The 14,218-nt window shown below is 25.3% G+C and carries 21 protein-coding genes; 18 read left to right on the forward strand and 3 right to left on the reverse strand.

Annotated elements, in window-relative coordinates; all coding sequences use genetic code 4:
- Positions 1 to 26: 26 nt before the first annotated feature.
- Complete coding sequence (locus AAHJ00_RS05170) at positions 27 to 641, reverse strand: hypothetical protein (RefSeq protein WP_342223667.1); 615 nt, start codon at positions 639 to 641, stop codon at positions 27 to 29.
- On the opposite strand from AAHJ00_RS05170, the gene AAHJ00_RS05175 reads away from it, so the two are divergent.
- Entirely contained in the window at positions 594 to 1,226 is a 633-nt protein-coding gene (locus tag AAHJ00_RS05175) for a hypothetical protein (RefSeq protein ID WP_342223668.1), read from the forward strand. The two genes, AAHJ00_RS05170 and AAHJ00_RS05175, sit on opposite strands and share 48 nt — an antisense overlap.
- Positions 1,174 to 1,635, forward strand: coding sequence for an integrase core domain-containing protein (locus AAHJ00_RS05180; RefSeq protein WP_342223669.1), 462 nt, complete (start codon positions 1,174 to 1,176; stop codon positions 1,633 to 1,635). Before AAHJ00_RS05175 ends, AAHJ00_RS05180 begins: the two co-directional genes overlap by 53 nt.
- Before the next feature lie 82 nt (positions 1,636 to 1,717).
- Here the strand turns inward: AAHJ00_RS05180 and AAHJ00_RS05185 are convergent, their stop codons facing one another.
- Both AAHJ00_RS05185 and AAHJ00_RS05190 read right to left on the reverse strand, forming a co-directional pair.
- Complete coding sequence (locus tag AAHJ00_RS05185; RefSeq protein ID WP_342223670.1) at positions 1,718 to 2,380, reverse strand: hypothetical protein; 663 nt, start codon at positions 2,378 to 2,380, stop codon at positions 1,718 to 1,720.
- Between the two features lie 90 nt (positions 2,381 to 2,470).
- Positions 2,471 to 2,899, reverse strand: a complete 429-nt coding sequence (locus AAHJ00_RS05190; RefSeq protein WP_342223671.1) for a hypothetical protein — start codon at positions 2,897 to 2,899, stop codon at positions 2,471 to 2,473.
- 752 nt (positions 2,900 to 3,651) lie between these two features.
- Here AAHJ00_RS05190 and AAHJ00_RS05195 point away from each other — a divergent pair.
- From AAHJ00_RS05195 to AAHJ00_RS05265, 16 genes are all read left to right on the forward strand, one after another.
- A complete protein-coding gene (locus AAHJ00_RS05195) occupies positions 3,652 to 3,978 on the forward strand; it encodes a hypothetical protein (RefSeq protein ID WP_338967894.1) in 327 nt (108 codons plus the stop codon).
- A gap of 2 nt (positions 3,979 to 3,980) precedes the next feature.
- Positions 3,981 to 4,202 (forward strand): hypothetical protein, encoded by a 222-nt coding sequence (locus AAHJ00_RS05200; RefSeq protein ID WP_215825907.1) that lies wholly within the window; start codon positions 3,981 to 3,983, stop codon positions 4,200 to 4,202.
- A 164-nt stretch (positions 4,203 to 4,366) separates the two neighbouring features.
- On the forward strand, positions 4,367 to 4,597 hold the full coding sequence (locus AAHJ00_RS05205; RefSeq protein ID WP_339024264.1) for a hypothetical protein: 231 nt from the start codon (positions 4,367 to 4,369) through the stop codon (positions 4,595 to 4,597).
- A gap of 165 nt (positions 4,598 to 4,762) precedes the next feature.
- Entirely contained in the window at positions 4,763 to 5,005 is a 243-nt protein-coding gene (locus tag AAHJ00_RS05210; RefSeq protein ID WP_342223672.1) for a hypothetical protein, read from the forward strand.
- Between the two features lie 24 nt (positions 5,006 to 5,029).
- Positions 5,030 to 6,016: a hypothetical protein gene (locus AAHJ00_RS05215; RefSeq protein WP_342223673.1), complete on the forward strand. Its 987-nt coding sequence runs from the start codon at positions 5,030 to 5,032 to the stop codon at positions 6,014 to 6,016.
- Positions 6,017 to 6,019: 3 nt separating this feature from the next.
- Positions 6,020 to 6,304, forward strand: coding sequence for a hypothetical protein (locus tag AAHJ00_RS05220; protein WP_342223674.1), 285 nt, complete (start codon positions 6,020 to 6,022; stop codon positions 6,302 to 6,304).
- Positions 6,305 to 6,306: 2 nt separating this feature from the next.
- Positions 6,307 to 6,555 carry a hypothetical protein gene (locus AAHJ00_RS05225; RefSeq protein WP_342223675.1) on the forward strand — a complete coding sequence of 83 codons (249 nt, stop codon included), beginning with the start codon at positions 6,307 to 6,309 and terminating at the stop codon, positions 6,553 to 6,555.
- Positions 6,556 to 6,577: 22 nt separating this feature from the next.
- Entirely contained in the window at positions 6,578 to 6,970 is a 393-nt protein-coding gene (locus tag AAHJ00_RS05230) for a hypothetical protein (RefSeq protein ID WP_342223676.1), read from the forward strand.
- A gap of 265 nt (positions 6,971 to 7,235) precedes the next feature.
- The gene (locus AAHJ00_RS05235) at positions 7,236 to 9,095 is read left to right on the forward strand and encodes a hypothetical protein (protein ID WP_342223677.1); all 1,860 of its coding nucleotides are present in this window, start codon (positions 7,236 to 7,238) and stop codon (positions 9,093 to 9,095) included.
- 112 nt (positions 9,096 to 9,207) lie between these two features.
- Positions 9,208 to 10,158 carry an IS30 family transposase gene (locus AAHJ00_RS05240; RefSeq protein ID WP_342223478.1) on the forward strand — a complete coding sequence of 317 codons (951 nt, stop codon included), beginning with the start codon at positions 9,208 to 9,210 and terminating at the stop codon, positions 10,156 to 10,158.
- A gap of 160 nt (positions 10,159 to 10,318) precedes the next feature.
- The gene (locus tag AAHJ00_RS05245) at positions 10,319 to 10,711 is read left to right on the forward strand and encodes a transposase family protein (protein ID WP_342223678.1); all 393 of its coding nucleotides are present in this window, start codon (positions 10,319 to 10,321) and stop codon (positions 10,709 to 10,711) included.
- A 59-nt stretch (positions 10,712 to 10,770) separates the two neighbouring features.
- Positions 10,771 to 10,983 (forward strand): hypothetical protein, encoded by a 213-nt coding sequence (locus AAHJ00_RS07955; protein WP_425288891.1) that lies wholly within the window; start codon positions 10,771 to 10,773, stop codon positions 10,981 to 10,983.
- Between the two features lie 22 nt (positions 10,984 to 11,005).
- Positions 11,006 to 11,829, forward strand: a protein-coding gene (locus AAHJ00_RS05250) for an IS5 family transposase (RefSeq protein WP_342223477.1) whose coding sequence is annotated in 2 segments (ribosomal slippage) — positions 11,006 to 11,402 and positions 11,402 to 11,829 — 825 coding nt in all. Because the reading frame shifts where the segments join, the coding sequence is not laid out codon by codon here.
- Between the two features lie 184 nt (positions 11,830 to 12,013).
- Positions 12,014 to 12,223, forward strand: coding sequence for a transposase family protein (locus tag AAHJ00_RS05255; RefSeq protein ID WP_342223679.1), 210 nt, complete (start codon positions 12,014 to 12,016; stop codon positions 12,221 to 12,223).
- A gap of 63 nt (positions 12,224 to 12,286) precedes the next feature.
- Positions 12,287 to 12,649 (forward strand): hypothetical protein, encoded by a 363-nt coding sequence (locus AAHJ00_RS05260; RefSeq protein ID WP_342223680.1) that lies wholly within the window; start codon positions 12,287 to 12,289, stop codon positions 12,647 to 12,649.
- A 293-nt stretch (positions 12,650 to 12,942) separates the two neighbouring features.
- Positions 12,943 to 14,007 (forward strand): hypothetical protein, encoded by a 1,065-nt coding sequence (locus AAHJ00_RS05265; protein WP_342223681.1) that lies wholly within the window; start codon positions 12,943 to 12,945, stop codon positions 14,005 to 14,007.
- Positions 14,008 to 14,218 lie beyond the last annotated feature (211 nt).

The raw sequence follows: 14,218 nt of genomic DNA on the forward strand, positions 1-14,218 counted from the left end.
AATGTTATAGTTATGTACCAAGTCTATTATAAAAAATAATGGCAATATTTAAGAAAACTTTTTAATATCATTAATAAGATTGCTAAGGGTACTACAAATTCAAATAACATCTGAAATGCCGGAATAACTTCAAACACCGGAAAAGCAGTTTTGGTAAAGTTAATTGTTGTTTTGGCAATATCCGCAAGGGGGCGAATTAAAAGATTAATCCCAGAAAGGCCAAGCAATCAATTCAACACACTAACAGAAGCGTGCTGAATACCACAGGATATTGCACTAAATAAACCCCAATAAGAACAGTTAGGCGTCGGAATTAAATCATTCATATTTCCGCTTATTCCACCGCCAATAAAAGCTGTTGAATTCAAAATGTTAAAATCGTATAAAGAATAATGATATTCAGTGCTTTCATTTTGTTTTTTATATAGCGGGAAAGTTAGCGTAAAAATATTAATTCCATACATTACATCAACTTTGGCATTGTAAAAATGCAATTTATTGCTAGTAATATTCCATAATTGATTATCATATGCTTTTAAAACATTAAAATTTATTTGATAAGAACTTTTACCAGTATTAAAACCATTGGCAATTTGTTTATCTTTAACAAAGAAATAAGAACAATTTATAATCACAAACATTATCACAAAACTAAAAAACGAGTTACTAGTTATTTAAATTTATGTAATCAATTTTATTTAGAACCAATAACTTTAAATAAATTAGTAAAAAAGCATTTTCACAGTACACGAAATACATTTTATCAGTGAGCTAATAAAATTCTTACTGCTTATCAAAATGATGATTTTAATAGTTTAATTTTCAAATATAAAAAACCTAACAAAATTAGTTATCAATATGATTTAAATTCTCGTGAAAAAATATGCGATTTATATTTTGATTATAGAAATATTCAAGCTGGTGGAATGTGGTCTTTATTTAATAATTTAAAAATGGGTTTTTACGATATTAAAAAATTAGAAATTCCGAAAAATATTAAAACTTTTTATCGCTGAATTAAATCTGACTCTCGTTGAAAAGAATTAAAACAACAAATCAAACAAACAAAACGCCATTTTAAGCGTTATGAAGTTTCCGAGATTGGTCTTCTACAAATGGATGCCAAAATAATTACCACATCAAATTTCCCGGTTAATAAAAAGTATTATATTTATGATTTTCATTGACGAAATAACACGCATAGTATTTGGTTATGTTTATGATAGTTTAGGGACCAATAACGCAATTAACGCTGTACAAAGAGCAACGAAAGATTTTAGTGAACTTGGCATAACCATTAAACGCCTTCGCAATGATAATGCTCCAGAATTTACTACTACTAATTGAAGTAATAAAAAAGCATACAAAGTAAAAGAAAGACCTTTTACGGCCTTTCTTTCAAGGAATGGGGTTATCCACGAAACCACTCCAATTCGTTCACCACAAAGTAACGGTAAAATTGAGCGGTTTCATCAACATTATACTAAATTATTTTATGTTAAGGATAAAAAACTAAATCAAAACGAATTACAACATTTATTAAATCAATATTATTACTATTACAACTTCCAACGCTGTCATTCAGCATTACAAAATAAATCGCCATTTCAAAAATTACAAGAATTAATTTATTAATTCTCCCTTTTCCTTAAGGGACGCATAAAGTTTTGTTAGGTAGGTAAAGATGTTTAGTTAATTTGCAATTTACAACTTTTAATTAAGTTGTTGTTGCGATAGGTAATTCAATTATTAGTTGTTTTGTTTCACCAAAAGTATTATTATTTCCAATTAATTTAACTTTTATTCTTAGTTTTTCATTTGATAAATCTAAAAGGGGGTTAGAATTAGTAGTTATATCTATTCCGTCTAAAATAAAAGGCGTATAATCTTTGCTTGTTAAAGAATTGTTTATTTCTTTTATTTTTTTTAAAAATAAATCATAAAGGCTTTTATATATTTCTTGTAGTGTAACTTTTTTAGGATTTTTAACAATAAGTTTTTTAGGTGACTCAATTGATACAATACTACTAATATCTATTTTTGGTTGTTCTATTGGTTTTGGTTGTTCTATTGGTTTTGGTTGTTCTATTGGTTTTGGTTGTTCTATTGGCTTTGGTTGTTCTATTGGTTTTGGTTGTTCTATTGGCTTTGGTTGTTCTATTGGTTTTGGTTGTTCTATTGGTTTTGGTTGTTCTATTGGCTTTGGTTGTTCTATTGGTTTTGGTTGTTCTATTGGTTTTGGTTGTTCTATTGGCTTTGGTTGTTCTATTGGTTTTGGTTGTTCTATTGGTTTTGTTAATTTATCACCACAAGAAGTAATTAAACTTGTTCCTATTACTATAAAATTAGTTATTCCTAAAATTGATAATAATTTTTTCATCTTAACATTCCTTCTTTCCTTACCAATTAATTTAATATTTTAAAAACACTTTCATTTTAATATAAAATAAAGTGAAAAATTCTTTTTTTTCTAGGCATTATTATAACTTGTATTTACAATTGCTAAATCTGCTTGATCCATTTCTTCTTCCAGTTGATTATCTTTTAAACCCGAATAAGGTTCTTCATCAATTCTTATTGTTCTTATTCTTTTCTTGTTAAACAAATACTTTTTTATAGAAAAGTAAATTTCATTATTACTTTCAATATATTCCATTGCAAAAAAACATTTTTTATTACTTAATAATGAAATAATTTGTTCAAAAATTTTTTGTATATTTTTATTATTTTTTGAAGTTATTTCCACCTTTCTACCTTTTTTGCCAGAATGCAATTTAATATATGCGTCTTCATGTGGCAAGTAAATTTGTTTTAAATATTCTCCGAAATTCTCTACATTATAATCTTTAAAATGTTCTAGTAAAAAAATATGTTCTATTTCTGTAGAAATAATAGTCACATAAATCTCCTTTATTTTATTTAGCAACATTTAAAAAGTTATTATTTTAGAGTACCGACTTTTTGAATCTTTTTTGTTTTTTAACATCTACCGTTAAATCAATTCTAAACTTAAAATAAATGGGCCCTACGGCCACCCTTTTCAGGACATAAGTATTTCAACTTATGAACTCTTTACAGTCATGACTATAAGTTATTTTCATTATAACTTTTTTTATGTTTAAAAGCAAGATTGAGTGAGTCTGGGCGCATAAAGTTTTGTTAGGTGGGAAAAGATTTGAATAAGTATTAAGGCGATCAGCAATGATTGTCTTTTTATTTTATAAGGTGTTAAAAATTTGTTCTTTGAAAATTAAATACAAGTGAATTAATAATGTTGGTATGTATTAAAGCACGATAAATTGTGGGTGGTCGCCATAACCAAAAGAAGTTTACCAGTTAATAGATAACACCCTGTTAGCTATAGCAATTTGTTTCGTTTTGCAATAAAAAAATGAATGGGTGGATTTCCTAAAAATATACACGCTATTAAATTAGTTCCAAGGGTAGGGTGCGGACATTAAAGTGTAGAAATTTCTATATAGGGGTATGCTAAGTTTAAAATTATTAAAATCTTTATCTAATTAAAAAACAAAATTTACTAACAAAGCTTGTTAAACACTTAAATCTGCGATATATAAGTGTTTAAAAAACTAAGTTAACTAACAACTTAGTTAATATAACTTAGTTTATCTATAAGAAAGGTAATTTACTATGAAAAACATTGAAAACATTTTCTTAAATACTAAAAAATATCTCTTAAAAGAAACGCAAAACGCAATGCTTATTAAAGCACCAAAAATTCCATGATTTAATGAACAAATCGGTATTTGGTTTCCAAAACGATTTGTTTATAAAGGAAAATATGAAAATTCAATTTGCATCGGAATAATAAAAGATAGTAAATATCAAGTAATCTCAATTAATCAAAAAGAAAAAGAAACCAAATTAATTAAAGGCCAAGAATTATTAGGATTCTTCATTGCCGAAAAAGAAAACAACAAAAAAGATATAAATTATAATTATTTTAAAGGAGTTTAAAAATGAATATTGCGATTGGATTAATATTTATTATTATCAGCATCATGCTATTGGCATATTTTGCTTATAAAATTTATGCCAAAATAAAAATTAGAATTAAATATAAAAATGCCATTAAAAATAATACTGGTAATTTCACGAAAGACGAAAAAGTATTTATTGCCCGCTTTGAGGAATGAGTTAAAGCTCCTAATTCAAAAGAAAATAACGCGGATAAAAAATAATGTTTTGAAAAATTATCATGGAATTCTTAGAACTGTTTATTTCGATAGAAAAAATGCCTGCACAAGTTGCGTTTATTGCCGGATTAATTATTATCATCACTTTTCTTTTCGCATTAATTTCAATTATATATTTACCAATAAAAATGATTTTTGGGAGATAAAAAATGACGGTAAATTTAAAAGAATTTAATTGAGAACAAATCAAACAAACTTTCTGAGATTTATTTATTCAAATTACAACTATTCCGGCTCATATTAGTGGTGGTAAAGAAATTGATTTAACTCAAGAAACACTTTGACTTTTAATAGCAAACATTGCTTTTTGATTCTTAACAGCGATTATGGTGTGATTTATTCTAATGCTACTTTGGAAAACCATATCAGTATTTAGATAGGGAAAAAATTAATGTCAAGAAGTTACATTGTGATGCATTCCCAAAGAAATTCAAAATTAATTAGGAAAAAATATAATCGCGTTAAGGTTAATCGTGGTTTTAACAAATTTAAGAAAAACTTTGAATATAAATGATGAATGTTTTAAAAAGAAAGGGGGTGATTATATGTTTGGAACTTTCTTAACAGAAGCACCAGCAGTAACAAAGATAACAGCTAGTGACGCGATGACTAAATTATGAAATGCAATTATAACGGCTTTTACTAAAATGTGAGAGATTATTGCTGTTAATATGCCACAAGTCGGTAACTTCTTTGCTGACTACTGAATCTTCATTTTTCCATTTATTTTGGCAATATTCTTTATTTGCTTTAAAATGTTTGAAAAATTACTTGGAGCGGTACGCTAACAAAAAAATAAAGTGAGGTGCAAGATGAAATTTTGCAAATGAATAATAGAAAAAAATAACCATTTTATTGAATTAAATCGCACCTCATTTTTAATTTTATGACATTGAGGAGCAATTTGATATATTTACAACGGTTATTTTAAAAACATTGTAAGCTATTTATTTTTAGCAGGTTGTATTTTAATTTTTCTTTTTAAAATCGGTAATTTAACACAAATTAACAAAGTTATTAATTTCTTAAAAAATTCACCATTAAATATTGTTATTGGTTCATTAGGAACTGGAAAAACTGCTTTTCTAGTATATGCATCAAAATTACTAAAAAAGAAAAAATATCATATCGCATCAACCTTCCCATTACTAGAAACCCAAAAATTAAGTTTAGGTCATATGGGATTATTAGATTTTGATTATCCGGTATTGCCAGACAAAACCTTACTTTTATGAGATGAAACCAACTTATTTTTAGAAGGTACTGATTGAGAAAAAAATAATACCAAAAACGAGGAAACCGGTATCCAAGAATATTTCGCTCTGGCACGGCATTTTGGTCATATTGTGCTTGCTAGCGGCCAAAGAGATAAACATATTTGAGTTAAAGTTCGTGATATTGCCAATAATGTGATTGTGGGAATTCGTAAAAAACCCGTTAATATTTTTCGCCCCTACTTAAAAGTCATCTATGGCACCTTTACGAGCATTGAAGAATATGAACGCTGACGAAACACCTTAATTGATGCTAAAAATAGCAAAAAGGGTCGTCGCATTAAATATCGTGATATTCCTGAACTTGATATTTATTTTTTTAAACTAAAAATTCCTCTACCAATATTAAACACTTACAATTCTTTTTACCTGGCGTTTTTAAGAGATTACTTAAATTCAAAAGTAAATTCTGACTATGAAGACAAATACTATACTGACACAGCAATTGATTTAGAAGACTTAGAATACTTAAAAATGGATAAATTCAGCAAATTTTTAAGAAAAATGAAAGAAAAGGAACAATAAAAAATGGAAAATCTTGCAAAAATGGCGGACTTTCTCGCTCAAATGCTTTATAAGGTCTTTGACTTAATTTGAAGTTTAGAAGTACCGGGGACAAATATTCAACTAATATTTCCTTTATTCTTAACGCTTGCTGTAGAATTTCTTATGGCAATTATTCTTGGATTTGGTAGTCAACAAGTTAATTTAGAAAAACAACGCCAATATGCTGTTAAAAATAAGGGGCGTTTAAGTGCGTGAGGAAAAGCTAAAAAACAAATAAAACCAATAAAAACAAAACAAGGTAAGTAACAATGTTTAAACTAATTATTATTTTTATCTTAATAACTGTTCTTGGATTATTAGCTGGTAGTCATTTTGAAACTTTAACGAACTATATTATCGAAGGGCTTGCCAATTTCCAAAAGTTTATTACTAGCAATTTAACAATTTTAGAACTATTTAAACCAATGGCACGAACGTTTTCGCAACACCCAATTTTTACCATTCTTGGTGTAACTTGTGTACTGATTGCTTTATTTATTGTGATTAAAGGACGATAAAAAATATGAAAGAAGAATTAAAATGAAAAAACTTTTAGGAAAATTATTTAAAAAAGATAATTCAAAAGAAAAAATGCCATTAAAATTAAGAATTAAAAATTCTTTTAAAAAACAGTGATTAAAAATAGTATTAAGTATCATTTTCATCTTTATAAGCTTATTAATTTGTGCATTAACAGTAATCGATACTAAATGAATAACCGGAACAAGTGACGAATTTAATGATTTTATGAGTAAAGAAATGATTAATTTCTTTGGCAAGTTCAATAGTGGTATTATGCTCGCGGGAATATTTGTTTTCTGATGAGGCGGAGCAATATATTTTGCAATTAAATTTGAAAAATTAATCCGCGTTATTATTCAGAAAATTAAAGCAAAAAGAGCCTTGAAAAATGAAATCAAACAAGCTCATTAATTCTTTAAAAAAATATTGATGGAGAATTTTGCCTTACATTTTTATGATTATTATCTTTTTCATTCCATTTTTAAAATTGGAAATTAATGATTTGAAATTATTATATGAAAAATTTGAAGCATTAATTTCACTTATGATACTAGGATATTTAGATATATGCATTACAATAGCGGTAGTTATAAACTGTAGCATTGAGTGACTTATTAAAAAAATCAAAACTAAAAGAACAACGAAAAATAAAATATTTTAAAAAGGAGTGGTAAAAATGTTTATGAAAATATTTACCGTGTTAATTATTGGTTTCAATAACATTTTTACCATTCCCCAAAACATTAACAATGACAAAACAACAGTACAATCACTAATTAGAAATAAAAGAGAAAGCAAAGAAACTTATGAATTAAACTTAAAAAAAGGATTTGTTTACTTAGTAAAAAATAGATGAAAAAAACCTACTACTGATATAAAATGAGATTTATATATACATACACAACAATGACCAATAAATATGCCAAACTGAATAAAAATTGATAAAATATCTCCAATTAACGAAAAGACAATACATAGCATAATAGATAATTACCATGCAAAAAACGAAAATATTATTGATGAACTTACAAAACTCAACTTTAATATCAAGTATGAAGAAATTGAAAACGGTAATATTCAAAAAAAGGAAATCTTTAATCTAAAAGTAACAATATTAAGAAATCCTACTTGAACACAACTAATAACAAAAATTGAAGGTCAAATAAGACCATCAACTGATATTGATTTACCAGAAAAAACCACCAAATTTGATGGCAACCATAACTATAACGATGTTGTTGATAATCTTGATTACTTAATGATTCATCGTGGTGATTTTGATAAATTTAATTACTCTTATCTCTATTGAACGCCAATATTTAATTTCATTAACACCTTAGAAAAAGGTTATTACAAAGAATTTATCATTAAAAACCATGGTTTTAAAGATGAAAGCTATTTTCATCATAAGACTTCTAGTAGTGAGAATGAAATTAATAAGAATGTTTTAAAAATTAAAGCTTTTAATAAAACCTTAATCGCAGGTAATAACTATTTACAATTATTACATGGTGAAAGTGAAATATGAAAATATGATACGGCAAATACTAACGATTATTACCTAATTAAGTACCTTTTTGGTACCTTAAATTATCTTAATGTTAAATTTAGTTTTTTGAGATACGACCCTGAATTAAAAAATGACATTTACCTTTATTTTAAAAACAACATACCTAGTATTAACAACAGCGATTACAAAAATGTTTTTGACGAAATCTACGAAATTCTTGGCAATTTCTTTGCAAGTTTATTTTATGCTACTTTTGATATGGATGAAAACACTCATACAGAAATTGATTTTAAAGGTGTAGAAAATTATAAGAAGGATTATTTTATTCAAATCGGTTTCTTTTACCGTTCATTAATTACCTTTTATCCCAAAAAATACTTAGTAAATATTATAGGAAACTCAGAATTATTACTAAGAAGTTATTTCTTTACTTTTGATAAAAAATCGCACCAAGAGAATTATAATGCCATTAAAAACAACAATAGCATTTATCAAATTGATTTTAATGTTCTTAAATCTTATGACAATAAACTAATTAAATTGTCAGCCAGTAACACTGCTAATAATATTAATTATCTTAACACCGACATTGATATTCGCTATGGTATTAATATTTTTACCTTGACTTTTCCGCTTTATCATAAAGGCAATATCTCTAACTACAATTTTAAAATTTATGACTTTAATGTCTTAAATTCCACGGCGTTTATACCTGATGGCTCAACCAACTCAGAATGAGATGATTTAATTCCGCCAGCAAATTGCAAATATTCTGGACGATGAATACCAACTTTTAATGACATTGGCTGTGCCATTCAAAATGCTGGCATCAAAATGATAAACTGAATGCTCGCTGCTTCACAAATCATTACGATTTTACGACCATTAGCAATCATTGCAAAAGCAACAGTTAACTTTTCAACTGCCATTTTTCCAATTTTTAAAATGGTGCCCGCCTTTTACTATACCTTTCAGTTTTTAATCGGTTTTGCCATTTTTCTAATGATTTTAAGGATTTTCGTATAATATATGCTGAATTATACTTGTAAGTGCAAGTAAATAAAATTGCAAAAAATCTCATATAAAAATTTCATGATGCTAAGTTTATTTTAGAAAAAACAAAGCAAGGAGTTTTTATATGGGTTACAAACATCTTGGCATATATGAAAGAATTTATATTGAGAATCAATTGAAGTTTAAAGTAAAAATTAGTGAAATAGCTAAAAATCTTAATCGAAGTATTAGTACTATTATTCGAGAAGTCAATAGAAATAAAGATAGTAATCATTATTTTTCATTAATTGCACAAAATAAAGCAGAAAACAGAAAACAATCACATGTTTATTTTCATAAGTTTAAAAATAGAGAATTAGTAAAATATGTACAACAAAAATTACTATTAGGTTGATCGCCTGAACAAATTTATGGCAGAATTAAAAATTTTCATAAAGAATGAATTATTAGTTTTAAAACAATTTACAATTGAATTTATTCTGGATTACTTGAAAAAGTTACTAATAAAAATTTAAGAAGAAAAGGTAAGAAACGAAAATCTCAAGAAAATCGCGGTAAATTTAATGGTAAATCAATTAAAGAACGAAATATTAATGTTAATAATCGTATAACTGTTGGTCATTGAGAAGGTGATACTGTAGTATCATCACGAGGTAAAAGTAAATCATGTTTAATAACTTTAGTTGAAAGAACATCAAGATTTACTTTAGCAATGTTAGTTGAAAATAGAACTACTAAAGTTGTTAACGAAAACATTAGCCATTATTTATCAATTCTTCCAAATAATCTTGTTAAGACTATAACATTTGATAGGGGTAAAGAATTTTCTAATTGACAACAACTTGAAAAAAATTTAAATGTGAAAATTTATTTTGCTAATGCGTATTCGCCTTGACAAAGAGGTACTAATGAAAATACTAATGGTTTAATTAGAGAAAAATTTCCTAAAAAATTTAATTTTTCAAATACTACTAAAAATGCAGTTCATAAATTTATATTGTCTTTAAACCAAAGACCAAGAAAAATACTAAATTATCTTTCACCAATCGAATATTTGGTTAGAAAAATAATTTAGTTGCACTTAACTTTACAATTTGGCATTTAAATAATAAAATTATATTTAAGTTATTTTTTATTTACAAAGGATAAATATTAGCGTATTTATATTAGACTTGGTACATAACCTTTAATTTTATCTACTATTTTGATAATATTATTTCCTAGGTGAAGTACAAATGTTAGATAAATACAAAGACGAAAATGAATTTTATAGTCTAATAGGCATAAAATATAAAACTTTCATGAAAATGGTAGAAATTTTAAAAGAAGCTGAAGCTAAACAAAAACAAATTGGTGGTAGACCAAATAAATTATCAATAGAGCAAAGATTACTTATGACTTTAGAATATTGAAAAGAATATAGTACATATCGTATTATTGCAAAAAAATATAATATTAGTCATGTTAGTTGTATTCGTAATATCTTTTGAGTTGAAAATATTCTAATAAAAAATAGTCACTTTCATATACCTGGCAAAAAGATATTATTGGAAAATAAGGGTACTAATAATAATTTATTAGCAATTGATGCTACAGAAATTCCAATTGAAAGAATTAAAAAAAACTAAAATTATTATTTTCTGGTAAGAAAAGGCAACATTCATTAAAATCGCAAATAATTATTGATTTATTTAACAATAAAATTATTTCAGTAGATTTTTGTTATGGCAGTATTCATGATTATAAGTTATTTTTAAAATCAAATACACTTATAAATCCAAAATTAGAATTAATTGCTGATTCAGGATATCAAGGTTTGCAAAATGTTCATAAAAATACATTAGACTTCTTGCATTACTTATTTATTAAACAAAATTCCTATAAAATATATTTAAAATAGAAATTATAAGGAATTTAAGATTATGAAATTTGATAAATTTAATTTTATTAATGATAAAGAATTATTACGATTAACTGGAATAAAGCAAAGTACTTTTAATAAAATGTTAAATATTTTAAAAGAAGCTGAGTTAAAAAAGTTTAAAAGAGGTGGTAAAAATAATAAATTATCATTAGAAAATAGATTATTGATGACTTTATCATATTGACGAGAATATCGTACTTATTTTCATCTTGGTAAAAGTTTTGATATTAGTGAAGCTAGTTGTTATCGAAATATCAAGTGAATTGAAGATATTTTAATCAAACATCCTGATTTTCAACAACTTGCTGGTAAAAAAGCATTAATAAATGATTATTTTAATGATAAAACAATTATTATTGATGCTACAGAAACACCCATTCAACGCCCAAAAAAAGACAAAAACAATCTTATTCAGGAAAAAAGAAAAAACACACTATTAAAACACAAGTAATTATTGAAAAAGAAAGCAAAATAATTATTGCAACAAATTTTTCTCTCGGTAAAAAGCATGATTTTTGTTTATTTAAAGAATCAAAAATCCCAATTTTAAAAAATACTAAATTAATAGTTGATAATGGTTATCAAGGAATACAAAAAATTCATAGTAATGTTCTAATACCTAAGAAAAAAACAAAGAAAAACCCTTTAAATAAAGAACAAAAACATAATAATAAATTAATTTCAAAAATGAGAATTATTATTGAAAATATTTTTGCTATTCTTAAAAAATTTAAAATTATTACTGAAAAATATCGTAATCGTAGAAAACGATTTAGTTTAAGATTTAATTTAATTGCTTCAATTTATAATTTGCAATTATAGATAACATAAAATATTTATTTAAAATTAAATTTAAATAATAAAATAATTTTTTGTTGTGTCAAAATTTACACATTTAATAAAATCCATAAGTATTAACCTAATAAAAGTTAGAAATTACTATATAGTATTTTTTATTTACAAATAATTTGTAATTATTTTAATAAGTAATGCAAGAAGTCTATTATTGCCAATTAAAAAGAGTAAAAATAATCCTTTAAATCCAGATAAAAAGGAATATAATAGCTTTTTAAGTAAAGTTAGAATTGCCATTGAACATGTTTTTGCTAGATTAAAAAGATTTAAAATACTAGTTTATCGTTATCGCAATAAGATTAGAAGATTTGGATTACGATTTAACTTAATTTCAGGAATATATAATTTTGAATTAAGCTAGTTATAGTTATGTACCAAGTCTAATCTTAAACAAATAATAAAAAATCATTCACAAAACTTTCATATGATTCAAAAGGCATTTAAAGATTTTTTAATTGTTCTTTTTGATATTGTTCCACAAGATAAAAATATTGGTATGAAATTAGTTGAAGATTATTGACCGTTTTTAAGTGATTATGCTCCTAACATTGTTAATTTATTATTAAAAGAACAAGTTAGTAGTATTATGAAAGTATTAAATCAGATTAATAATGTCTTTAATACGCTTAATAGCATTTTCTTTTTAGGAATACCTACTGTGATTTTAGGAGCTATTTATAAATTAGCATCAAGTTTTTTTATAAATATGATCAAGACCGATCAGGGAAAGGGAGTATATTTCTTTATTAGGTTGTATATTTATCCTGAGGGTTTTGAACCGTTATAATAAATAAAAAGATTTTCTTGAAAGGTAACAGTTAGTTTAATTGTTACCTTTAAATTTAATGTGAAAAATTGGCAAACTTGTAATATCTACATATGTTGAAGACCAGTCAAGAAAAATTATTTTTAGTGAAAATTTGAAAAATATTTTATAATTAAATTCCAAACCAAGAATATTACAGATTAAAATTTGGAGAAAGGAATTTTTATTGTTCAGTTTGTTTTTAATTAATTTAAATATCTTTGCATATATAAATGTCAATATATTAAATAATAAGTAAAAAGGAGTATACAATATTGAAAAAGTTATTAAATTTATTAAGTGCAGTAAATTTAGTTGTTATTGAGTTAATTTCAGTTGTTAGTTGTGGGAGCGAGTCTAAAGTTAAAAAAAATGTTACTGAAACACCTAAATCAGTAGCAGAAACAATTAATCATGAACCTGGATTAGAAGCACCTAAATCAGTAGCAGAAACAATTAATCATGAGCCTGGATTAGAAGCACCTAAATCAGTAGCAGAAACAATTAATCATGAACCTGGATTAGAAGCACCTAAATCAGTAGCAGAAACAATTAATCATGAACCTGGATTAGAAGCACCTAAATCAGTAGCAGAAACAATTAATCATGAACCTGGATTAGAAGCACCTAAATCAGTAGCAGAAACAATTAATCATGAACCTGATTTAGGTGCTTCTAATTCTAATAATTTCAAATTTGATATAAGTGAAATTACTAAAAAAGAAATATTTTTAGATGAAACATCTAATGATGAATTTTTAACAAAACAGTCAATTCTGGAAACAGATATTAGTGAAAAAGTAAAAAGGGCAATTTTAGAACTTTTAAAAAAAATTAATAATTCTTTAACTGAAAATGATTTTATCGTTGATTTTAGTCAAAATTTTCCAGTTGACATAAGAAATAAAACAAATATTTTTATTAAAGCAAAGATTAGTGAAAAAAATAATAATAACAATAATGTCGAAATAATAATAAATATTAAAAGAAAACTTTATGCAAATGTTAAAATTATATCAATTGAATCTCCTCAAAAAATAATTGCTAACGATCCAAAAAAAGTTACTAAAGAAGAATTAAAAACAGCATTATTGCCAGAAATTTTAAAATCATTAGAAAAATTAAATCCTGGATTTCCTAATACTGTAAATAAAAATTATATATCAATCAAAAAATTTGAAATAGAAGATATAAATTTTCCCCTTGATTTATCTTCTGAAAAAATATTAACAAAGCTTAATATTAATTTTAAATTTATGAGTGGTATGATACCAATTGCAGTGTTTGCTCCAAAGATAAATTTAAATAATTTTAAATTACCGATGGCATTAAAAAATTAGTTAAATATAAAGAAGGATTGTAAATTTTGATTTATTTTTAAAAAAAGGTTGTAAAAAACCTTTTTTACTTGGTATGCTTTTTTATTACTTCAATTAGTAGTAAATTCCGGAGCATTATCAATTCTAATTCGTTTAATTGTTATCCCAGCTCGCTAAAATCTTTTATTGTTCTTGATGGGTTATTAATTGCATGCCAACAAAATGTTACTGC

This window comes from Spiroplasma endosymbiont of Asaphidion curtum, assembly GCF_964031085.1.
In the GTDB taxonomy this organism is placed as follows: domain Bacteria; phylum Bacillota_I; class Bacilli_A; order Mycoplasmatales; family Nriv7; genus Nriv7.